Genomic DNA, 20,452 nt, shown 5'->3' on the forward strand with positions numbered 1-20,452 from the left:
TTGCGCCCGATATTTTTACATCACGTAAAAATATGCCACCGTGATTGCCCCGCTGACAAGGGGTTAAATGACAAATGGTATGCCATTTCACTGGCGCCATCGCAGGATGCGCTAGGTCGAACGCGACCGCGGAAAGAAGGACAAGGGACAGCCGAATGCAGCACCGCCGTTTGGACCGGGCCGCCGGCGTCGCACTGGCCGCCACCCTGATCCTGCGCGCGGCCTTTGAATGGGGCGCGGGCCCGGTCGCGGGGCATGCGGCCAGCCTTTCGGCCGTCGTGGCACTGGCCCTGCTGGCCCGCGGCGTCGACCGCACGCGGCAAGCCTTCCTTCTGATCGGTCTGGTCCTTGTCGCGGCCGCCTTCGCCACCCTGCCCGACGCCGGGGCCGCCGTGACCCGTGCCGCCGGCAGCGCGGCGTTCATCGTGGCCTTCTTCACGGCGCTCTCCAGCCTGCGCGGCGCGGCCGTCACCTCGGCCCCCATCGCCGAATGCGGACGCTTCCTCGCCGATCAGCCGCCCGGCCGCCGTTACCTTGCGCTGACGCTCGGGGGCGGGCTGTTCGGGATCATCCTGCTTTACGGTGCGATCTCGCTGCTGGGTTCCCTCGCCGTCGAAAGCGCCCGGTCCGAAGCGAATGCCGAGATCCGCGGCCATCGCATCCGCCGCATGCTGGTCGCCATCCAGCGCGGCTTCATCGCCACGATCCCGTGGTCGCCGCTGACCTTCGCCATCGCGATCTCGACCACCTTGGTGCCCGGGGCCAGCTGGGGCGGCGCGGTTCTGCCCTGTCTCGTCTCGGGGCTGATCCTGGCCGGGACGGGCTGGGCGCTGGACACCATCTTCAAGCCACGCCTCACCGGCCCGCGGCCCAGCTACGCCACCCCCGACGGCACCTGGGGCGCCAAGATGCGGCCGCTTCTGATCCTCCTGGCCGTGCTGGCCGTGTCGATCGCGGGCCTGCACCTGCTGACCGGCATCCGCGTTGTCGGCGTCGTCATGGTGGTCGTGCCGGTCCTGTCCTTCCTGTGGATCGCCGAGCAGGACGTGCTGGATCACCGCCCCGGGGTCATCCGCGACGTCGCCGGGCGGGCCTGGCGCTTCGCCTCGGTCGAGATGCCGGCCATGCGGTCCGAGATCGTGCTGCTGGCCATGGCGGGGTTCATAGGGTCGCTCGGTGCGAGCCTCGCCGCCCCCTTCGTGGCCTCCGCCGGCATCGATGCCAGCGCCCTGCCCCCTGCGCTGCTGCTGGTGGGACTGTTCTGGGTGATCCCGGTGACCGGGCAGTTGGGCATGAACCCGATCCTGGCCGCGTCGCTGCTGGTGCCGCTGCTGCCGGCGCCGGCCGTCATGGGCATAGACCCGGCGGCAGCCATCGTCGCCATCACCAGCGGCTGGGCGCTGTCGGGTGCGACATCGCCCTTCACGGCGTCGGTCATGTTGATCGGCAATTTCGGCGGGGCGCGCCCGACACATGCAGGTCTGGCATGGAACGGCATGTACGCCGCGTGCTGCGGGCTGCTGCTGACCGGATGGATCCTGGTCGCGGCGTCGATCCTCTGAGGCATGTTCCGAAGAAATGGCGCGGTTGACGGGGCTCGAACCCGCGACCCCCGGCGTGACAGGCCGGTACTCTAACCAACTGAGCTACAACCGCGCATCTGGCGTGCGGGGTTCGGGTCATCGGGGCAATGGTGGCGCGGTTGACGGGGCTCGAACCCGCGACCCCCGGCGTGACAGGCCGGTACTCTAACCAACTGAGCTACAACCGCCCATTGCCCGTCCGGACCCGGTCCGAACGTGAGGGGCGTTCTAGATACGGCCTCGGGGGGCGTCAAGCGCCAACACGGGCGGCAGCGGAAATTATTGGCCCGGCAGGCGCAGCCACAAAACCGGGCGCGTCGCGGTGGGGTGGCCCAGCACCCGCTCGACCATCCTCGCGCCCTCGTGGCCGCCCTGCGAGACATAGAAGCGGCGCGCGGCGGTGTTACCGTCGATGACCGTCAGCCAGGCGCGGCCGGCACCCTCGGCCCGCAGCCGTGCGAACCCGGCACGCATCAAGGACGCGCCGATGCCCTGCCCGCGCAGGTCCGGCCGGGTATGAAGGTTGTCGATATAAGGCCAGCCCTGCCGCGTCTTCAGCCGGATGAATCCCGCCAGCCTGTCGCCGTCGCGCGCGCACAGCACGCCTTCGGGCAGCGTGGCCCAGCGCTCGGCCATCTCGGGGTCCAATCGGTCCAGCGCTTCGGCGGGAACGAAACGCGCATAGGCATCCGCCCAGCTGGCCGTGTGGAGGTCGCGGATCGCGTCGAGGTCGTCGGGTGTGGCGGGCGTGATGTCATGCATGGCGCCTACATCTCCCCATTCGACCCGGATGCGCAAGCACCGGGAGTCCGTCCGATACGGGACCGATCACCGTGCGTTGTTCCGCAGGGCGAAACACCCGGCGCGGACTCGCGCGATTGCCGCCACTGCGTCATCATTTGACCTTTTTTGTCGGTGAACAGGATCATGAAAAATATAATATTCCGAGAAAGGAGCGCATCTCATGTCGATCCCTCTTCTGCTGGGCGGCGTCTTTGATACCAAGACGAACTTCATCCTCGCCGCCGCTGGCGTCTGCGCGATCATGGCGATCACGCTGATCCTGCTGGGACGCAACATGGACCACGCGACGGACGAGCAGCGCAAGCGCGCCGGATTCTGGACGGCGCTGGTGGCCGGGGTCGGCGTCTGGGCCACCCATTTCGTCGCGATGCTGGGCTATCGCCCCGATGCCGCGCTGACCTACGACCTCGAAACGACGCTTCTGTCGATCCTGGCCGGCTTCGTCTTCGTCGGCTTGCCGCTTGGTGCGGCCCTTCAGACGTGGGCGCAAAAGCACCTTGCCGCGCTCGGCGCGATCGCCGGCGCGGGCGTCGCCGTCATGCACCTGACGGGCATGAGCGCGATCGAGAACTGCGTCACCGCGTACAACGCCCCGATCCTGATCGCCGCCGTCTTCCTCGGAATGGCCGGGTTCGCCTTCGCGCTGCGACAGACCGAAGCGACCTTGCAGTCCTATGCGCTGCGCGGTGCCGGGATCGTCGCCGGCGTCTGCGTGCTGCACTTCACCGCCATGTCCAGCGCCACGCTGCAACGGACGGTCGCGGGCGGCTCCGGGCTGAGCAACGAGGCGCTTTCGATCATGATCTCGATCACCTCCATCGCCGTCTTCGCGATCACGGTGAACATGACGTTCCAGCAGCGACGGATCCTGGCCCAGCGCGGATCCGACTCGGCCGCCGCCTAGAACCGGACGCCTCGGCGGACCGCCCGTCGCGGACAAAGCCGCGCGGCAAGTGCCGCAATCGCGTCTCGAAAAGGAAAGGACCGGTGGGCCGCAGATCAGGCGGCCTGCCGGTCCTCCAGGTCCAACCGCATCATCGCCATGCCCTGCCGGCGCGACATCTCTTCGTAGCCGGCAGACAGGTAAGCATTGAAGGCGGGCGCGTTGTCGACCTCGACCTTCAGCGTCAGGACAAGCGCATCCAGCGCCAGCGCCGCCTCCTCCACCCGCTCGGTCAACTCGGCCGCGGCCCCGCCACGCGCGTCTTCGGTCAGGTAGACATAGGTCAGGTGGCGCACTTCGGGACCAACCCCCTCGCGCAGGGCGAAGAAGCCCACGTCCTGCCCGGAGTCGTCTTGCAGGTAGAACGAGACATCCTGCGCCTCGCCCAGCCACTTGCGCTGCCATTCCATGTCGTCGAAGGGCACTTTCGCACTGGGGTTGAGCAGCGGGATTTCCTCGTCCGGCAGCATCTCGGCCAGTGGCTCGAGATCGCGCTCACGGTTGCGACGCAGGGTCAATGGCATGGCTTCTTCCTTCAGCTGGGCCCGGCGCCTGGACACCGGGGGGCGATCAGAAAGGGCCGTGCCTGACACAATCGGCCCGCGTGGGTCAACCCGTGGCGCTTCGGACCGTTCCGGATCCCGTGGCGGTGCCGATCCTGTTGCGGCGGTTCGAGCGCTCATCCAGAGGCGAACAGCCCGTGGCGTTTCTGGCATGGGCGACGGTATCGGATGCGGTCAAGGCCAAATTAGAGGTCGGAGAAACCCTTGAGTTGGCGGATTGGACCTCTGGCGACAATCTGGTTGTGGCTGACGTCGTCTCGCCGTTCAATCCGGCGGAGGTGTTTGAAAAGCGGTTCCTGGAGGGTGCACGAGGCCCGATAGGCGGAGGAGAACAAGCATGATGATTTACCGGCCAAATACGGCTTGGGAAGAGGTGAATGCGGGCCTCTGGTGGAGCGACAATCCTTATGAGGACCACGGTCCGTCAAATCCGCATGCAAAAATGGGTTTGGATAGGCTGTCGGCAGAGCCTCTAACCAAAGAGAACTTCGACTTAATCGAGCGGTATTGAGCCGTTGCGGATGGCAAAATTAACGCGATTGGTGACGTATTTCAAAGTTTCTTAAATAGAGATATCGTCATCAGTCAAAGAGTCGCCAATATCGTCCGCCAGTTCGAGCCGGACTGGCACGACATCGTCGAGATTCCGCGCATGTGGTCTTTTGGAAGCCAGCAGCGGATCGAGCGTCCGTATTTCTTTATCAACGTTCATGTAACCGCGCGTACTGTTGATATGGAGCGGTCAAATATTACCCGAACTCGCGTCAAGAAAACCAACAACGAGATATTGAGTCTTGGGAGCGTTCAGCCGAAGGAGAACGTATTTGTTTACGCAGAAGCTTCGGATGACCGCCACCTTTGGCGTGACGACCGTACGCTCGCGACTTTCATGTCCGAAGACCTCGTTCAAGCGCTGAAAGCCGCCGACGTCCGCGGGTTCGATTTCATGGAATGCACCGTCATTACGCATTAATTTCTGTTGTCGGCCGATTTGCTGGCGCGCTTGCGAGCGGAGCTGCCAATCTCCTCGACACATCCGGTTCACCGAACCCACGCGCGTTTCGCAGACAAGCGAACATGCTCGCTGATTTCATTGCACATCAATGATTTGCGTGGTGGGCGATGACGGGCTCGAACCGCCGACATCTTCGGTGTAAACGAAGCGCTCTACCAACTGAGCTAATCGCCCGTGCGCCGGTCTTATACGCGCCCGCGCCGCGTCCGCAAGTGGCGCCGTCACCCGGGATCGGCTAGCCTTCCGACGGGATCAATCGCGACGGGGGCGCAGGATGCACAGCGAACGGATCACTTTTGCCGGGGCCAACGGGGCGGACCTGGCCGCGCGGCTCGACCTGCCGGACGGACCGACCCGCGCCGTCGCGCTGTTCGCGCATTGCTTCACCTGCTCGAAGGACATTCCGGCCGCACGCCGCATCGCGGGCCGGCTGGCCGCCGCGGGCATCGCGGTGCTGCGCTTCGATTTCACGGGTCTGGGACACTCGGACGGGGAGTTCGCCAACACCCATTTCTCGTCGAACGTGGAGGACCTTCTGGCGGCGGCGGCCTACCTGGACGGCCGCGGCATGGCACCCTCGCTGCTGATCGGCCACTCGCTGGGCGGGGCGGCGGTGCTGAAGGCGGCGGGAGGGATCGACAGCGCCCGCGCGGTGGTCACCATCGGCGCGCCATTCGATCCCGGCCATGTCACCCACAATTTCGCGGGCAGCCTGGACGACATCGCGCGCGACGGCGCGGCCCAGGTCGATCTGGGCGGCCGGCCCTTCACGATCCGCCAAAGCTTCGTGGACGACGTGTCGGCGCAGGAACTCGCGCCCGCGATCTCGCACCTCAAGCGGGCATTGCTGGTGTTGCACGCGCCGCGCGACACGGTGGTGGGCATCGACAACGCCACCAGCATTTTCACCGCCGCGAAACACCCGAAAAGCTTCGTATCGCTGGACGATGCCGATCACCTGGTGACCCGCCCCGACGACGCCGAATACGCGGCGGGCGTCATCGCAGCCTGGGCCGCGCGCTACCTGGATCTGGGCCTGCCCGCCCACGAGGATCCGCCCGAGGGCGTCGTGCGCGTGTCCGAGGCGGCATCGGACGGCTACCTGCAGGACATCGCCGCGGGGCGCCACGCGCTGTCGGCGGACGAGCCGGTGTCGGTGGGCGGCACCGATCGCGGCCCCACGCCCTATGACCTGATGGCGGCGGCCCTGGGGGCCTGCACCACCATGACACTGCGGATGTATGCCCGCCACAAGGGGCTGGACATGGGGCGCGTGCGCGTGGACGTGACCCACGCGCGGACCCACGCCAGCGACGCCGCGCCGGAGGATGGCGATCCGCCCAGCCCGCAGATCGACCTGTTCACGCGGACCATCGCCCTGCCCGGCGGGCTCGACCCGGACACGCGTCAACGGTTGCTGGAGATCGCCGACAAGTGCCCCGTGCACCGCACCCTGTCGCGCGTCTCGAAAATCGACACGCGGCTGGCCTGACCGCAACGCCCCGGTGGCGCACCGCTGGATGTCGGGGTGACTGCTTGGTGACAGATGAAACCTGAGTCCCGCGCCGGTTGCCGCCGGACGCGCCTCAGCGGCCCAGCTTGGTGATCAGCGCGCGTTCCACCGCGGCGGGCACGAAATGGCTGACATCGCCGCCGAGGCGCGCGATCTCCTTCACCAGCTTGCTGGCCACGGCCTGATGCTCGGTATCGGCCATGAGGAAGACGGTCTCGACGCTGTCATCCAGCGCGCGGTTCATGCCGACCATCTGGAACTCGTACTCGAAATCGGCGACCGCGCGCAGGCCGCGGATGATCATCTGGGCGCCCACGTCGCGGGCGCAATCGATCAACAGGTTCTCGAACGGATGCGCGCGGATCTTCACGCCGGTCTTCTCGGCCAGGGGCCGGCATTCGGCCTCGATCATCGCGACGCGTTCGTCCAGCGAGAACAGCGGCCCCTTGTCGCGGTTGATCGCGACGCCGATGACCAGTTCGTCCACCAGCGTTATCGCCCGCCGGATGATGTCCATATGGCCCAGCGTGACCGGATCGAACGTGCCGGGGTAAAGTCCTGTCCGCATGGCGCCCTCCGCGTATCGTCGCGCCACGCAACATTATTGCGCCGGTTTTTGCAAGGCCCCGACGGGTCAGTGCCCCCGCACCATCCCCTCGAGCGCGTCGCGCTCCATCTTCAGCTCTGACAGGCGGGCCTTGACCACGTCACCGATCGAGATCAGCCCGACCATCTTGCCGTCCTCGAGCACGGGCATGTGGCGAAAGCGGCCGTCGGTCATCTGGGTCAGCACGAGCTCGGCATCGTCGCCCCGGGCGCAGCTGACGAGATTCACGGTCATCAGGCTGTCGATCTTGTCCTCCATGCATTCGGCGCCCCGGCGGCCCAGGTCGCGCACGATGTCGCGTTCGGACAAGATGCCGGCGGGCGTCACGCCGTCCGACGAGACGATGACCGCGCCGATCTTCTTCTCCGACAGAAGCCGCGCCGCATCGGCGACCTTCGAGCCGGGCTTGACCGTGGCCACCCCGGCGACGCCCTTGGAGTTCAGGATCTGATCGACTTTCATGGCGTGCCTCCCGATTGCCTCGGGTTCAGCGTCGGGCCTGAAAGGTCGTCGTGTCAAGGGTTTGCCGCGGCCTGCGCCTCGCGCCGATGAATCTCGCCGCGCAGCCCGGACACCAGGGCGGCGGCGATCCCGTCCAGCCGCGCCGCGCGCAGGTCGTCCTCGGGGCGCACCAGCCAGAAGGCGCGCGTCAGGTGAAACCGGCCGGGCATCACCCGGCGCACGCCGGGCGCCTGCGGCAGCATGAAGTCGTGGACGATGCCAAGACCCAACGCCTGGGCGATCCACTGGAACTGCACCACCACGGAGGATGAGGCGAGGTCGACCCCGCCCACCCCGATCTCGCCCAGGTAATCCAGCTCGGGGTCGAAGATCATGTCGGGGACGTAGCCGACGATGCGATGCCCGGCGAGATCGTCCAGGTCGGTGACGGGATGCTGCGCCAGGTAGTCTTCGTGCGCCGCGAGGCTCAGCCGGTAATCGGCGATCTTCTGCACCGTCACACGGCCCGAGACGGGCCGCGAGACGCCGATGGCCATGTCGGCCTCGCGCCGGTTCAGGTTGAAGACGCGCGGCAGGGCCACGATCTCGATTTCCAGCCCCGGGTTGCGCGCCGCCAGGTCCGCCGTGACCTGCGGCAGAAGGTAGGTGGCGCAGCCATCCGGCGCGCCGATCCGCACCGCGCCGGACAGCGCGCCCGACACCTCGGCCTCGGCGCTGCGCATGGCGCGTTCGGCGGCCTCAGCGTGATCCATCAGCCGCGCCCCGGCCTCGGTCAGGCGATAGCCCGCGGGGCTTTTCACGAAAAGCGGAACGCCCAGCGTCTCTTCCAGCCGCGCCACCCGGCGGCCCAGCGTGGCGGGATCGGCGCGCAGCTCCTGCGCGGCGCGGCTCAGCCCCTCGGCCCGCGCCACGGACAGGAAAAAACGCATGTCATCCCAGTGCATCACCGCCCTGTCCCTGCATTTCTGCAAAATCGATTTGGCAAACTGGCGCTTTGCCCCACCCCTTCGCAAGCCTAATCTCGCACGCAACACGCAACGCGGGAGGACACAGCATGACCACGGAACTCAGCCACTGGATCAACGGGCAGCACGTGAAGGGCGGCTCGGGCCGCTTTGCCGACGTGTTCAACCCCGCCACGGGCGAGGTGCAGGCCAAGGTGCCGCTGGCCAGCAAGGACGAGCTGGACGCCGCCGTCGCCAAGGCCGCCGAGGCGCAGCCGGCCTGGGCCGCCACCAACCCGCAGCGCCGCGCGCGGGTGATGATGGAATTCGTGCGCCTTCTGAACCGCGACATGGACAAGCTGGCCGAGGCCCTGTCGAAAGAGCATGGCAAGACCTTCGTGGACGCCAAGGGCGACGTGCAGCGCGGTCTCGAGGTGGTCGAGTTCTGCATCGGCGCGCCGCACCTGCTGAAAGGCGAATACACCGACGGCGCGGGCCCCGGCATCGACATGTATTCCATGCGCCAGGCGCTGGGCGTCGTGGCGGGCATCACCCCGTTCAACTTCCCCGCCATGATCCCGATGTGGAAATTCGCGCCCGCCATTTCCTGCGGCAACGCCTTCATCCTGAAGCCCAGCGAGCGCGACCCCTCGGTGCCGCTGATGCTGGCCGAGCTGATGCAGGAGGCCGGTTTGCCCGACGGCATTCTCCAGGTGGTCAACGGCGACAAGGAGTCGGTCGACGCCATCCTCGACAACGAGACCATCCAGGCGGTGGGCTTCGTCGGCTCCACCCCGATCGCGGCCTATATCTACGAACGCGGCTGCGCCAACGGCAAGCGCGTGCAGTGCTTCGGCGGCGCCAAGAACCACATGATCGTCATGCCCGACGCCGACATGGACCAGGCGGCCGACGCGCTGGTGGGCGCGGGCTATGGCGCGGCGGGCGAACGATGCATGGCGATCTCGGTCGCGGTGCCCGTGGGCGACGAGACCGCCGATCGCCTGATCGAGAAGCTGGTGCCGCGGGTCGAGAAGCTGAAGGTCGGGCCATGGTCCGACGAAGCGGCCGACTACGGCCCCGTGGTCACCGCCGCCGCCCGCGAGAACATCAACCGACTGGTGCAGACGGGTATCGACGCGGGCGCCGAACTGGTCGTGGACGGGCGCGGCATGGCCGCGCCGCAGGGTTACGAGGACGGGTTCTGGGTCGGCCCGCACCTGTTCGACCGCGTGACGCCCGACATGGACATCTACCGCAAGGAGATCTTCGGCCCGGTCCTTTCGACCGTGCGCGCGGCCAGCTACGAAGAGGCCCTCGGCCTTGCCATGGACCACGAATACGGCAACGGCACCGCGATCTTCACCCGCGACGGGGACGCCGCGCGCGACTTCGCCAGCCGGATCAATATCGGCATGGTGGGCATCAACGTGCCGATCCCGGTGCCGCTGGCCTATCACACCTTCGGCGGCTGGAAGAAGTCTGGCTTCGGCGATCTGAACCAGCATGGACCGGACTCCTTCCGCTTCTACACCCGCACCAAGACGGTCACGGCGCGTTGGCCGTCGGGCATCAAGGAAGGCGCGGCGTTCAACTTCAAGGCCATGGACTGACCGCCCGGCGCGGCGGGGCGCCCTGCCCCGCCGCCGCTTGAGCCGCGCGCCTGGCCCGCCTAGCATCGGCGCCAGCGTGCAAGCCGCGAGGGCCGAGGATGACCGAAGACCCGCCGTTCAGCATCGGCATCGAAGAGGAATACCTTCTCGTCGATGCCGAGACCCATCGCCTGAGCGACGCCCCCGAGGCGCTGATGGAGGCCGCGACCGAGGCGCTTGGCGACCAGGTCGCGCCCGAGTTCCTGCGCTGCCAGATCGAGGTCGGGACCAAGGTCTGCGAAACGATCACCGACGCGCGCGAGGACCTGTCGCATCTGCGCCGCACCATCGCGCGGCTCGCGGGCGAGTTCGGGCTGCGCCCCATCGCCGCCGCCTGTCATCCGACGGCCGACTGGGCCGACCAGACCACGCAGGACAAGGACCGCTACCGCGCGCTGAAGAAGGACCTGCAGGGCGTCGGGCGGCGCATGCTGATCTGCGGCATGCATGTCCACGTGGGCATCCCCGACGAGGATGCGCGCATCGACCTGATGAACCAATTCAAGTATTTCCTCCCGCACCTGCTGGCCCTGTCGGCCTCGTCCCCGTTCTGGCAGGGCAAGGATTCGGGGCTGGCCTCGTATCGCATAGGGGTCTTCGACAACCTGCCGCGCACCGGGCTGCCGCCCCGGCTGGAAAGCTGGGGGGACTATCGCCGCTCGGTCGACACGATCGTGGCCAGCGGGATCATCGAGGACGCGTCGAAGATCTGGTGGGACCTGCGGCCCTCGGCCAACTTTCCGACGCTGGAAACCCGGATCTGCGACGTGATCCCGCGCCTGTCGCACACCCTGTCCATCGCGGCGACCATCCAATGCGTGCACCGGATGCTGTGGCGGCTGAAATGCCAGAACCAGCGCTGGCGCATCTACGAGAATTTCCTGATCGACGAGAACCGCTGGCGCGCCCAGCGCTATGGCACCGAGAAGGGCCTGATCGACCTGGGGCGCGGCGCGGTCGTGCCCTTTCCCGAACTGATCGGCGAACTGGTCGCCCTGATCTCCGACGACGCCCGCGCGCTGGGTTGTCTCGACGAGGTCGAGGCGCTGCGCGACATCGTCGCGGACGGCAACTCGGCCACCCGGCAGCGCGCCGTCTTCTCGGCGGCCAGGGACGACGGCGCGTCCGAGCCCGAGGCACTCAGCGCCGTGGTCGCGGCGCTGGCCGATGAATTCACCCAGGACACGTGAGGAACTGACATGGATTTCGGCCTGAGCGAGGAGCAGACCGCCATTTTCGACATGGCGAAGGATTTCGGCACGACCGAGATCGCGCCCAACGCGCAGCAATGGGAACGCGACGGCACCATCCCGCGCGACCTGTGGCCCAAGGCGGCCGAACTGGGGATGGGCGGTCTCTACGTCAGCGAGGACAGCGGCGGCGTCGGCCTGTCGCGGCTGGACGCCACGCTGGTCTTCGAGGCGCTCAGCATGTCCTGCCCGTCCGTCGCGTCCTTCCTGTCGATCCACAACATGTGCGCGGCGATGCTCGACCGCTACGGATCGGACGATCTGAAGGATCGCATCCTCGCGCCGGCCATCACCATGGAAAAGGTGCTGAGCTATTGCCTGACCGAACCCGGCTCGGGTTCGGACGCGGCGGCGCTGAAGACCAAGGCCGCGCGCACGAACGAGGGCTACGCGCTGACGGGGACCAAGGCGTTCATCTCGGGCGGGGGCTATTCCGACGCCTATATCGTCATGGCCCGCACTGGCGAGGACGGCCCCCGCGGCATCAGCGCCCTGGTGGTCGAGGATGGCGCAGACGGGCTGTCCTTCGGCGGGCTCGAGGACAAGATGGGCTGGCGGTCGCAACCCACGCGGCAGGTGCAATTGGACAATTGCAACATTCCGGCCAGCAATCTGCTGGGCGAAGAGGGCAAGGGTTTCAGATATGCGATGTCGGGGCTTGACGGCGGGCGGCTGAACATCTCGGCCTGCTCGCTCGGTGCGGCGCAGGCCGCGCTCGACATGACCATCGCCTACATGCGCGACCGCGGCGCCTTCGGGCAGAAGCTGACCGACTTCCAGGCCCTGCAATTCCGCCTGGCCGATCTCGAGATCGAGCTTCAGGCCGCGCGCACGTTCCTGCGGCAGGCCGCCTGGATGCTCGACCAGGGCGACCCGCGCGCCACGAAGCATTGCGCCATGGCCAAGAAATTCGTGACCGAGGCCGGCAGCCGCATCGTCGACCAGTGCCTGCAACTCCACGGCGGCTACGGCTACCTGGCCGATTACGGGATCGAGAAGCTGGTCCGCGACCTGCGGGTGCACCAGATCCTCGAAGGCACGAACGAGATAATGCGCCTGATCACCGCCCGGAGCCTCATCGCCCAATGACCGACACACTGATCCGCAAAACGGGCCGCGCGGGCCGCATCACCCTGAACCGGCCCAAGGCGCTGAACGCCCTGACCCACGAGCAGGTGCTGTCGATCGAGGACGCGCTGGACGCATGGGCGACCGACCCCGAGGTGCGGCTGGTCGTGATCGACGCGGCGGGCGAAAAGGCGTTCTGCGCGGGGGGCGACATCACCGCTCTCTACGACGCCGGGCGCGCGGGCGACCTCGAGGGCCCCCGCCGGTTCTGGCGCGAGGAATACCGCCTGAACGCGAAGATGGCGACATATGCGAAGCCCATCGTCACCTTCATGCAGGGCTTCACCATGGGCGGCGGCGTGGGCATCGGCTGCCACGCGAGCCATCGGGTCGTGGGCGACGGCAGCCGCATCGCCATGCCCGAATGCGGCATCGGCCTTGTGCCGGACGTGGGCGGATCGTTCCTGTTGGCGCGCGGGCCGGGCTTCCTGGGCGAATACCTGGGCACGACCGCGCACCGCATGGGCCCTGCCTGCGCCATCCGCGCGACCTTTGCCGACCATTACATCCCCGAAGACCAGTGGCCCGAACTCATCGCGGGGCTGGAGGAAGACGGCATCGTCCAACTGGTCGCCGACCGCGCACGGGACCCGGGCGAAAGCCCTCTGACCGCGCTGCAGGACCGGATCTACGCGCATTTCGGCAAGGACAGCATGGCCGAGATCGCATCGAGCCTCGAATCCGAGGACAGCGATTTCGCCCGCGATGCGCTGAAGGCGCTCTCTCGCGTCTCGCCCCTGTCGGCCTGCGTGACCATCGACCTGGTGCGCGCGGTGCGGGCGAAGCTGACGATCCACCATGCGCTGGAGATGGAATACCGCTTTACCCACCGCGCGGTGGAAAAAGGCGATTTCCTCGAAGGCATCCGCGCCGCCGTGATCGACAAGGACCGCAATCCGCGCTGGCAGCACGACGGCATCGCCGATGTCGCGCAGGCGCGGATCGACGAAATGCTCGCGCCCCTCGGCGCATCGGAGGAGGAAACCACATGAAGATCGCGTTCATCGGATTGGGCAACATGGGCTTGCCCATGGCCCTGAACCTGGCCCGCGCAGGCCACGACGTCACCGGCTTCGACGTGGCGGGCGTCACCTCGGACGCCTTCGCCAGCGCCGCTTCGGCGGCCGAGGCGGCCCGGGGCACGGCGGTGGTCATCACGATGCTGCCCAATGGCGACATCCTGCGCGCCGTCGCGGACGAGGTCATTCCGGCGATGGACCAGGGCGCCGTGCTCCTGGACTGCTCGACCGTCGACGTGGCCTCGGCCCGCGACGTGGCCGAGCGGGCGCGCGCGGCGAGGCTGGGCGCGCTCGACGCGCCGGTGTCGGGCGGCACGGGCGGCGCCGAGGCCGGCACGCTGACCTTCATGGTGGGCGGCGACGCGGACGCCTTCGAGACCGCCAAGCCGCTGTTCGAGATCATGGGCCAGAAGGCCGTGCATTGCGGCGCGTCGGGCAACGGCCAGGCGGCCAAGATCTGCAACAACATGATCCTCGGCATCACCATGATCGGCACCTGCGAGGCCTTCGCGCTGGCCGACAAGCTGGGGCTGGACCGGCAGGCGATGTTCGACGTGGTCAGCACGTCCTCGGGGCAATCGTGGTCCATGAACACCTATTGCCCCGCCCCCGGCGTCGGCCCGAAAAGCCCCGCCGACAACGACTACAAGCCCGGCTTCGCGGCCGACCTGATGCTGAAGGACCTGCGGCTGGCCCAGCAGGCGGCCGAGCAGGCGGATGCCGACACGCCGCTGGGGGCGGCGGCGCGGGACCTTTACGCCGCTTTCGTGGACACCGAGGATGGCGCCGGTCGCGACTTTTCGGCGATGCTTCCACGCTTCGAGGGGCGCGGCCGCGGATGAGGGGGCGCCGCCCCCTCTTGGCCTGACGGCCAATTCACCCCCGGAGGTATTTGCGGAAAGATGAAGTCGGGGGACGCGATACTGGCCCTTGGGACGGCGCTGGGGTAAGAGGCGCGAAAATCACCCTGACCGGAGCAGCCTCTCATGGAGCGCATCCTGATCACCTCGGCGATCCCTTATATCAACGGGATCAAGCACCTGGGCAATCTCGTCGGCAGCCAGCTGCCCGCCGATCTTTTCGCCCGCTACAACCGCGCGCGCGGGCGCGAGGTGATGTTCCTCTGCGCCACCGACGAACACGGCACCCCCGCCGAGCTGGCGGCGGCCAAGGCCGGCAAGCCGGTGGACGAATACTGCGCCGAGATGTGGCAGGTGCAGAAGGACCTGAGCGACGGCTTCGGGCTGAGCTTCGACAAGTTCGGCCGGTCGTCGTCGGAGCAGAACAAGGCGCTGACCCAGTATTTCGCAGGCCGCCTGTTCGAGGCCGGGCTGATCGAGGAACGCTCGGAAACGCAGGTCTATTCCCATGCCGACGGCCGCTTCCTGCCCGACCGCTATATCGAGGGCACCTGCCCCAATTGCGGCTACGACCGCGCGCGCGGCGACCAGTGCGAGAACTGCACCAAGCAGCTCGACCCCACGGACCTGATCGACCCGCGCAGCGCGATCTCGGGTTCGACCGAGCTCGAGCAGCGCGAGACCAAGCACCTCTACCTTTTGCAAAGCCGGATGCGCGACCAGCTGCGCGACTGGATCACCTCCAAGACCGACTGGCCGGTGCTGACCACGTCCATCGCGAAGAAATGGCTCGACGACGGCGACGGGTTGCAGGACCGCGGCATCACCCGTGACCTGGACTGGGGCGTGCCCGTGAAGCGCGGGACCGAGGACTGGCCCGGCATGGAAGGCAAGGTCTTCTATGTCTGGTTCGATGCACCCATCGAGTACATCGCCGCCGCCCACGAATGGGCCGACGCGCGGGGATTGTCGCAAAAGGACTGGTATCGCTGGTGGCGCACCGACCGGGGCGCCGAGGATGTCCGGTACGTGCAGTTCATGGGTAAGGACAACGTGCCGTTCCACACCCTCAGCTTCCCCACGACGATCATGGGGACGAACGGCGTCGGGCACGAGACCTGGAAGCTGGTCGATTACATCAAGTCTTTCAACTACCTGAACTACGATGGCGGCCAGTTCTCGACCAGCCAGGGCCGCGGCGTGTTCATGGACCAGGCCCTGTCGATCCTGCCCGCCGATTACTGGCGCTGGTGGCTGCTGCGCAATGCGCCCGAAACATCGGACGCCGAGTTCACTTGGGAAAGCTTCCAGGGCGCGGTGAACAAGGACCTCGCCGACGTGCTGGGCAACCTCGTCAGCCGCGTGACCAAGTTCTGCCGCTCGAAATTCGGCGAGGAGGTGCCGTCGGGCGGCGTCAACGGCGAGGCCGAGGCGCGGTTGATCGGCGACCTGCAAACCCGGGTCGAAACCTATACCCGCCACATGGAAGATATCGAGATCCGCAAGGCCGCGTCCGAGCTGCGCGCGATCTGGGTGGCCGGAAACGAGTACCTGCAATCCACAGCACCCTGGGCCGCCTACAAGGAAGACCCCGAGCGGGCGGCGGGGATCATCCGGCTGTCGCTGAACCTGATCCGGCTCTACGCCGTTCTGTCGGCGCCGTTCATCCCGAACGCGTCGAAGACCATGCTCGAGGCGCTGAATACAGACGACGCCTGGCCCGACGACGTGGCCGCGGCCCTCACCCACCTGCCCGAGGGCCACGCCTTCACGGTGCCCGAGAACCTGTTCGCCAAGATCACAGACGACCAGCGCGACGCGTGGGCCACGCAATTCGCGGGCCAGCGCGGCTAGACCGGGTCGACCGCGACAAATCCATAGCGACCCACGCGCAGGCGGCGCATCGGGGCATGGCGAAGGCGAGGGCCATGGCCCCACGCGATCAGCCGTGTTCGGGGCTGGCGATGGCCGACAGGCGCGCGACGTCGCGTTCCGCCTCGAATTGCTGGCGCCGGCTGGCCGCCGATTGCGATTCCGCCCGCGCCTGCATCGCCCGGCGGAGCAACCGCGCGGCCAGCGGCCCCGGCAGCCCCTGCGCCAGGCGCGATACCAGCGGTGCAAACCGGAGATAGAGGGGGTCGTCGCGCGCGACGATGTCCTCGCAGGATCCGGGATCGTCCTGGCGTCCCGAGCGCCCGTAGAGCTGACGGTCGACCCGGCGACTCTCGTGGTGTTCCGTCAGGATGACATGCAGCCCCCCCGCCGCCCGCGCGGCGGCGTCGGGCACGATGTCGGTGCCGCGCCCGGCCATGTTGGTGGCCACGGTCACCGCACCCGACCGGCCCGCATCGGCGACCAGCGCGGCCTCGTCCGCATCCTGGCGTGCGTTGAGAACCGTGTGCCCGATGCCCGCCCGCGTCAGCGCCGCGGCCACGGCCTCGGACGCCGCGACCGTGCGCGTCCCGATCAGCACGGGTCGTCCCCGGGCCACCATCTCGCGCGTGGACGCCACGATCGCCTCGTATTTCGCCGGTGCCGTCGCGCACAGCCGCACGCCCAGGAAGCGGCGGCGCGACCGGCGGTGCGGGGGCACCGCCACGGTGGCCAGGTCGAAGAAGCTGCGCATTTCGGCGGCGATTTCCTGGCCGGTGCCGGTCATCCCCGACATGCGCAGGTACTGGCGATAGAAGCGCTGGTAGGTGATACGCGCGATGGTAACCCGCAAGGCCGTGGGCGGCAGGCCCTCTTTCACCTCGATGCACTGGTGCAGGCCGCCCTCCCAACTGCGATCGGGCATGGGGCGGCCGGTGGCCTCGTCCACGATGACGACCTTGGGCGTTCCATCCTCGGGGTCGGTCCCGAGGATATAGTCCCGGTCGCGCTGGTAGAGATGCAGGGCCTGCAGCGCCTGGCGGACGCGCTCCTCGCGCGCCGCTGCGACCTGCCACAATCCGCCCAGGGGGCGCGCCCGCTCACCCAGGGTCGCACGCCCTTCGCCGGTCAGGCGCACCCGCCGGCTTTGCGCCTCGATGAACCAATGGGTCTCGTCGACCAATCCGCGCGCCAGTCGCAGCGCGGCCACGTAGGGCGCGGGATCGGGCGGCGCATCCTCGGACGCCGAGATGATCAGGGGGGTCGATGCCTCGTCGGCGAGCACGCCGTCTGCCTCGTCCACGATGACGAAATGCAGCCCGCCCAGGATGGTCCGCGCCGGCGGGCGGGCTCCGGGCGCACCTATGGCGCGCCGCAACAGCCGCCGGGCATGGCTGCGGACCGGACCCATCGCGACCACGTCCTTGAGATAGTCGAACGCGATCTCGGTGTTGTTGGCGTATAGCACGTCGCAGGCGTATTGCGCCGGCCGCGCCTCGGGCGCCGTGTCGCCGGTCACCAGCCCCAGTGTCAGCCCCAGCCGGGAGAACAACGGGCGGGCCGTTTCCGCGTCGCGCGCGGCGAGATAGTCGTTCACGGTCGCAACATGGGGTCGCATGCCGGCCAGCGCGGCGGCGCCCGCGGCCAGGGCGGCGGTGAACGTCTTGCCCTCGCCCGTCGCCATTTCCAGCATGGTGCCGCGCAACAGAAGGATCGCGCCCGAGACCTGCACCGGGCGCGGGCGCATGTCGCGTTCGTGCATGGCGGCGGCGGCGACCACCGCGATGGCCGCATCCAGGTGATCGGGGCGCAATCCGTCGGCGGCAATGGCGCGCCGGATCTCGTCGGCCCGAGCGCGCAGGTCCGCCGGCGACAGCCCCGCGGCGGCGTCCAGCAAACGGTAGACCCGGTCGATGCGGCGGCGGTGACGCAGGCGCCGGGGGCCCGCGGCGGCCAACCGGCCGCGCAGCGCGCGCAGGCTGCGATCGGTCCAGTTCATCCTGGGCACCGCGCGCTGCGGGTACGGGCGCAGGATCCGCTCGGCCGGGGGCGCGATGCGGGTCTTCGACAGCATCGCGATCACAGCACGATCCGCCCCGACAGCGCCCGGCGGGCCGCGTCGATCCAGCGGGGCGCCAGGGGGCGCCAGGGATGGACCAGCTTGACCTGCGCGCGGCCGCCGATCGGCGCGTCGAGATCGGGCGGCAGGCGGGCGTCGTAGACGAAGATCCGCTCGGTCGGGCGCAGCGATTGGCCCTCGGGCACGGCCGGGACCGGTCCGCCCATGGAGCGGGCCAGAAGGGGCGACGGCAAGTCGAACCCACCCGTTGACACCCGACCGGCGAAACGCGCCGCGTGGGTCTCGGTCCGACCGGGCATGCGGATTTCGACCCGCGTCACGCCGCGTTCGATGGCGGCCGCCTGTGCCTGGAGCGCCACCAGGCGCACGGTGTTGGCACTGCCCGGCAAGACGTGACCCAGGAGGGTGCCGCGCTGCACGTGGCGGCCCACCAGGTCACGCGGCGGCCGCAGGGGGCGGAACCGGCCGTCGACGCCCGCGCGCAGGGTCCGGTCCGCCTCGGAGGCGCGTTCGCGATCCAGCGCCGCGCGGGCATCATCCCGTCCGATCTCGGCCAGCCGCGCGGCGCCCGGCCCCTCGAGCCGGGCCTGCGTCAGGATCAGCGCCGCTTCGTCCAGCCGCGCCTCGAGCGCCCGGGCACGGGCCTGCTCGAGCGGATCGGCGAGCGACATCAGCGGCGCACCGGCCGCGACCGTGGCCCCGGCCTCGGCGTGGACCGCTTCGATCCGGCCTTCGGCCGAGGCGACGATCGCCGCGCCCTCGGGCGGGCGGACGACACCCTGCGTCCAGCTGGCATGGGGCAGAGGGACCAGCGTGAGGAACAGCGCCACCGCCGCGGCCCCGCCCAGGGTCAGCCCCAGCGCGCGGGCCCGGGTCCGGCGCAACAGGGGCGAGCGGTAGACATGCCAAAGCCCCTTGCCCACCGGACGCAGCAGCGACAGCGTCAGAGACCACAGCGCCAGCACCAGCCCCAGCAGGAAGAAATGCGAGGCGACGTAGAGCCCGATCCACAGCGACAGAAGCACGCGATAGATGAACGCCGCCGGGGCGTAGACCGCGAAGGCCAGCGCCTCGCCCCGGCTGATCCTGCGATTCGGCAGATCGCGCGCGCCGAAAACATGCCGGTTCACCCAGTCGCCCCAGGCCCGGTTCGCCCGCTGCGCCAGGTTGGGCAGGCCCAGCAGATCGGTCATCACGAAGTAGCCGTCGAATTTCAGCAACGGGTTGCCGTTGACCAGCACGGTCGAGACGCCCCCGACCAGCATCACGTTGAACAGCAGGGCCCGCCACGGACCGGGATCGGCCTCGCGCCACAGCAGGAACGCAACGGCGGCCAGCGCCGTCTCGACGATGATGCCGGCCGCCGAGACAGACGCCCGCGCCCAGCGGCTGTCGAGCTTCGCGGTCTCGGTCGCGTCGACATAGGGGACCGGCATGAACACCAGCAGCATGATCCCGAATTCGGGGATGGCCACGCCGTGGCGTCTTGCGACCCAGCCATGGCCCAGCTCGTGCAATGCCTTCATCAGAACGTAGGTACCGGCAACCGTGGCGATGCTTCCGGCAGTCCAGACCTGGTCGCTGATCGCGCCGGCGATGGCGGCGCTGTCGGCCAGCGCCAGGGCGCCCGCGTAGACCAGAAGCGCCAGCCACAGACACAGGCCGACCGGTCCCAACAGCGGGCGCACCAGCGGCTGGGTCAGCGCCAGCATCGGCGTGGGATCGAACAGCGGGATCCGTGTGGAAAGCGGCCCCATGAGGTTCTGCTTCAGCAGCTTGCGGTCCAGCTTGCCGCGCCGCTCGGCCCGTTCGGCGATGTCGGGGGCGATGTCGGCCTGGACCAGGTCCTGCCCGTGCAGTTGGCTGAGCAGGCGAACCGTCTCGTCCTGGGTCGGCGCGGCCTCGCCCATGCTGTCGACCAGCGCACGCCATGTCTCGTCCAGCGGTGTCTGCCCGTCGAAGCCCTGCACGAGCCGCATGGCCGCGACGCTCAGCCGGTGGGACCGCCCCGTCAGCGGATCGAAAACCAGGTAATGCGACCCGCCCGGACCGCGCCGCCGTTCGATCCGCAGATGCGGTGACAAGCGCGGCGCCAGCTGCGAGACGCGATACCATTGGTCCGACAGGAACGGACGGTCTGCGGTCATGCCCGCCATG

The 20,452-nt window shown here is 68.3% G+C and carries 18 protein-coding genes and 3 tRNA genes; 11 read left to right on the forward strand and 10 right to left on the reverse strand.

Annotated elements, in window-relative coordinates; translation table 11 throughout:
- Positions 1–155: 155 nt before the first annotated feature.
- On the forward strand, positions 156–1,562 hold the full coding sequence (locus BUB76_RS14670) for a hypothetical protein (RefSeq protein ID WP_073129542.1): 1,407 nt from the start codon (positions 156–158) through the stop codon (positions 1,560–1,562).
- A gap of 17 nt (positions 1,563–1,579) precedes the next feature.
- On the opposite strand, the gene BUB76_RS14675 is transcribed toward BUB76_RS14670, so the two are convergent.
- The 3 genes from BUB76_RS14675 to BUB76_RS14685 all read right to left on the reverse strand — a co-directional run bounded on the left by BUB76_RS14675 (position 1,580) and on the right by BUB76_RS14685 (position 2,345).
- Positions 1,580–1,656 (reverse strand) — tRNA-Asp (locus BUB76_RS14675).
- A gap of 38 nt (positions 1,657–1,694) precedes the next feature.
- Positions 1,695–1,771, reverse strand: a tRNA-Asp gene (locus tag BUB76_RS14680).
- Between the two features lie 91 nt (positions 1,772–1,862).
- Positions 1,863–2,345, reverse strand: coding sequence for a GNAT family N-acetyltransferase (locus tag BUB76_RS14685; RefSeq protein ID WP_073129543.1), 483 nt, complete (start codon positions 2,343–2,345; stop codon positions 1,863–1,865).
- Positions 2,346–2,547: 202 nt separating this feature from the next.
- Between BUB76_RS14685 and BUB76_RS14690 the strand changes: the two genes are divergently transcribed.
- On the forward strand, positions 2,548–3,291 hold the full coding sequence (locus BUB76_RS14690) for an MHYT domain-containing protein (protein WP_073129544.1): 744 nt from the start codon (positions 2,548–2,550) through the stop codon (positions 3,289–3,291).
- A gap of 95 nt (positions 3,292–3,386) precedes the next feature.
- On the opposite strand, the gene BUB76_RS14695 is transcribed toward BUB76_RS14690, so the two are convergent.
- A complete protein-coding gene (locus BUB76_RS14695; RefSeq protein ID WP_073129545.1) occupies positions 3,387–3,854 on the reverse strand; it encodes a GNAT family N-acetyltransferase in 468 nt (155 codons plus the stop codon).
- A 119-nt stretch (positions 3,855–3,973) separates the two neighbouring features.
- Between BUB76_RS14695 and BUB76_RS14700 the strand changes: the two genes are divergently transcribed.
- Together BUB76_RS14700 and BUB76_RS14705 are read left to right on the forward strand one after the other, a co-directional pair.
- Entirely contained in the window at positions 3,974–4,234 is a 261-nt protein-coding gene (locus BUB76_RS14700; RefSeq protein WP_236737931.1) for a toxin-activating lysine-acyltransferase, read from the forward strand.
- A gap of 239 nt (positions 4,235–4,473) precedes the next feature.
- Positions 4,474–4,866 carry an imm11 family protein gene (locus BUB76_RS14705; protein ID WP_373280060.1) on the forward strand — a complete coding sequence of 131 codons (393 nt, stop codon included), beginning with the start codon at positions 4,474–4,476 and terminating at the stop codon, positions 4,864–4,866.
- Positions 4,867–5,006: 140 nt separating this feature from the next.
- Here BUB76_RS14705 and BUB76_RS14710 read toward each other — a convergent pair.
- Positions 5,007–5,082: transfer RNA gene (locus BUB76_RS14710), tRNA-Val, on the reverse strand.
- Between the two features lie 100 nt (positions 5,083–5,182).
- Here BUB76_RS14710 and BUB76_RS14715 point away from each other — a divergent pair.
- Positions 5,183–6,400, forward strand: coding sequence for a bifunctional alpha/beta hydrolase/OsmC family protein (locus BUB76_RS14715; protein ID WP_073129547.1), 1,218 nt, complete (start codon positions 5,183–5,185; stop codon positions 6,398–6,400).
- Between the two features lie 94 nt (positions 6,401–6,494).
- Here the strand turns inward: BUB76_RS14715 and coaD are convergent, their stop codons facing one another.
- From coaD to BUB76_RS14730, 3 genes are all read right to left on the reverse strand, one after another.
- Positions 6,495–6,989 carry a pantetheine-phosphate adenylyltransferase gene (gene coaD, locus BUB76_RS14720; RefSeq protein WP_073129548.1) on the reverse strand — a complete coding sequence of 165 codons (495 nt, stop codon included), beginning with the start codon at positions 6,987–6,989 and terminating at the stop codon, positions 6,495–6,497.
- A 66-nt stretch (positions 6,990–7,055) separates the two neighbouring features.
- A complete protein-coding gene (locus BUB76_RS14725; RefSeq protein ID WP_073129549.1) occupies positions 7,056–7,490 on the reverse strand; it encodes a CBS domain-containing protein in 435 nt (144 codons plus the stop codon).
- Between the two features lie 53 nt (positions 7,491–7,543).
- A complete protein-coding gene (locus BUB76_RS14730; protein ID WP_073129550.1) occupies positions 7,544–8,434 on the reverse strand; it encodes a LysR family transcriptional regulator in 891 nt (296 codons plus the stop codon).
- 110 nt (positions 8,435–8,544) lie between these two features.
- On the opposite strand from BUB76_RS14730, the gene BUB76_RS14735 reads away from it, so the two are divergent.
- The 6 genes from BUB76_RS14735 to metG all read left to right on the forward strand — a co-directional run bounded on the left by BUB76_RS14735 (position 8,545) and on the right by metG (position 16,197).
- Positions 8,545–10,047, forward strand: a complete 1,503-nt coding sequence (locus tag BUB76_RS14735; RefSeq protein WP_073129551.1) for a CoA-acylating methylmalonate-semialdehyde dehydrogenase — start codon at positions 8,545–8,547, stop codon at positions 10,045–10,047.
- Between the two features lie 98 nt (positions 10,048–10,145).
- The gene (locus BUB76_RS14740) at positions 10,146–11,276 is read left to right on the forward strand and encodes a carboxylate-amine ligase (protein WP_073129552.1); all 1,131 of its coding nucleotides are present in this window, start codon (positions 10,146–10,148) and stop codon (positions 11,274–11,276) included.
- Between the two features lie 9 nt (positions 11,277–11,285).
- Positions 11,286–12,425, forward strand: coding sequence for an acyl-CoA dehydrogenase family protein (locus BUB76_RS14745; protein ID WP_073129553.1), 1,140 nt, complete (start codon positions 11,286–11,288; stop codon positions 12,423–12,425).
- Positions 12,422–13,456: an enoyl-CoA hydratase/isomerase family protein gene (locus tag BUB76_RS14750; RefSeq protein WP_073129554.1), complete on the forward strand. Its 1,035-nt coding sequence runs from the start codon at positions 12,422–12,424 to the stop codon at positions 13,454–13,456. Before BUB76_RS14745 ends, BUB76_RS14750 begins: the two co-directional genes overlap by 4 nt.
- Positions 13,453–14,325, forward strand: coding sequence for a 3-hydroxyisobutyrate dehydrogenase (mmsB, locus tag BUB76_RS14755; protein WP_073129555.1), 873 nt, complete (start codon positions 13,453–13,455; stop codon positions 14,323–14,325). Before BUB76_RS14750 ends, mmsB begins: the two co-directional genes overlap by 4 nt.
- 144 nt (positions 14,326–14,469) lie before the next feature.
- A complete protein-coding gene (metG, locus tag BUB76_RS14760) occupies positions 14,470–16,197 on the forward strand; it encodes a methionine--tRNA ligase (RefSeq protein ID WP_073129556.1) in 1,728 nt (575 codons plus the stop codon).
- Positions 16,198–16,285: 88 nt separating this feature from the next.
- On the opposite strand, the gene BUB76_RS14765 is transcribed toward metG, so the two are convergent.
- Both BUB76_RS14765 and BUB76_RS14770 read right to left on the reverse strand, forming a co-directional pair.
- Complete coding sequence (locus BUB76_RS14765; RefSeq protein ID WP_073129575.1) at positions 16,286–18,289, reverse strand: preprotein translocase subunit SecA; 2,004 nt, start codon at positions 18,287–18,289, stop codon at positions 16,286–16,288.
- Between the two features lie 5 nt (positions 18,290–18,294).
- On the reverse strand, positions 18,295–20,442 hold the full coding sequence (locus BUB76_RS14770) for a site-2 protease family protein (protein ID WP_139250888.1): 2,148 nt from the start codon (positions 20,440–20,442) through the stop codon (positions 18,295–18,297).
- Positions 20,443–20,452: the final 10 nt, after the last annotated feature.

It is taken from the genome of Palleronia salina (assembly GCF_900141995.1).
In the GTDB taxonomy this organism is placed as follows: domain Bacteria; phylum Pseudomonadota; class Alphaproteobacteria; order Rhodobacterales; family Rhodobacteraceae; genus Palleronia; species Palleronia salina.

Excerpts from the sequence above, each read along its gene's own strand:
- BUB76_RS14670 (WP_073129542.1), top strand. The coding sequence starts at position 156 with ATGCAGCACCGCCGTTTGGACCGGGCCGCCGGCGTCGCACTGGCCGCC.
- BUB76_RS14685 (WP_073129543.1), bottom strand. The coding sequence starts at position 2,345 with ATGCATGACATCACGCCCGCCACACCCGACGACCTCGACGCGATCCGC.
- BUB76_RS14690 (WP_073129544.1), top strand. The coding sequence starts at position 2,548 with ATGTCGATCCCTCTTCTGCTGGGCGGCGTCTTTGATACCAAGACGAAC.
- BUB76_RS14695 (WP_073129545.1), bottom strand. The coding sequence starts at position 3,854 with ATGCCATTGACCCTGCGTCGCAACCGTGAGCGCGATCTCGAGCCACTG.
- BUB76_RS14715 (WP_073129547.1), top strand. The coding sequence starts at position 5,183 with ATGCACAGCGAACGGATCACTTTTGCCGGGGCCAACGGGGCGGACCTG.
- coaD (WP_073129548.1), bottom strand. The coding sequence starts at position 6,989 with ATGCGGACAGGACTTTACCCCGGCACGTTCGATCCGGTCACGCTGGGC.
- BUB76_RS14725 (WP_073129549.1), bottom strand. The coding sequence starts at position 7,490 with ATGAAAGTCGATCAGATCCTGAACTCCAAGGGCGTCGCCGGGGTGGCC.
- BUB76_RS14730 (WP_073129550.1), bottom strand. The coding sequence starts at position 8,434 with ATGCACTGGGATGACATGCGTTTTTTCCTGTCCGTGGCGCGGGCCGAG.
- BUB76_RS14735 (WP_073129551.1), top strand. The coding sequence starts at position 8,545 with ATGACCACGGAACTCAGCCACTGGATCAACGGGCAGCACGTGAAGGGC.
- BUB76_RS14740 (WP_073129552.1), top strand. The coding sequence starts at position 10,146 with ATGACCGAAGACCCGCCGTTCAGCATCGGCATCGAAGAGGAATACCTT.
- BUB76_RS14745 (WP_073129553.1), top strand. The coding sequence starts at position 11,286 with ATGGATTTCGGCCTGAGCGAGGAGCAGACCGCCATTTTCGACATGGCG.
- BUB76_RS14750 (WP_073129554.1), top strand. The coding sequence starts at position 12,422 with ATGACCGACACACTGATCCGCAAAACGGGCCGCGCGGGCCGCATCACC.
- mmsB (WP_073129555.1), top strand. The coding sequence starts at position 13,453 with ATGAAGATCGCGTTCATCGGATTGGGCAACATGGGCTTGCCCATGGCC.
- metG (WP_073129556.1), top strand. The coding sequence starts at position 14,470 with ATGGAGCGCATCCTGATCACCTCGGCGATCCCTTATATCAACGGGATC.
- BUB76_RS14765 (WP_073129575.1), bottom strand. The coding sequence starts at position 18,289 with ATGCTGTCGAAGACCCGCATCGCGCCCCCGGCCGAGCGGATCCTGCGC.
- BUB76_RS14770 (WP_139250888.1), bottom strand. The coding sequence starts at position 20,442 with ATGACCGCAGACCGTCCGTTCCTGTCGGACCAATGGTATCGCGTCTCG.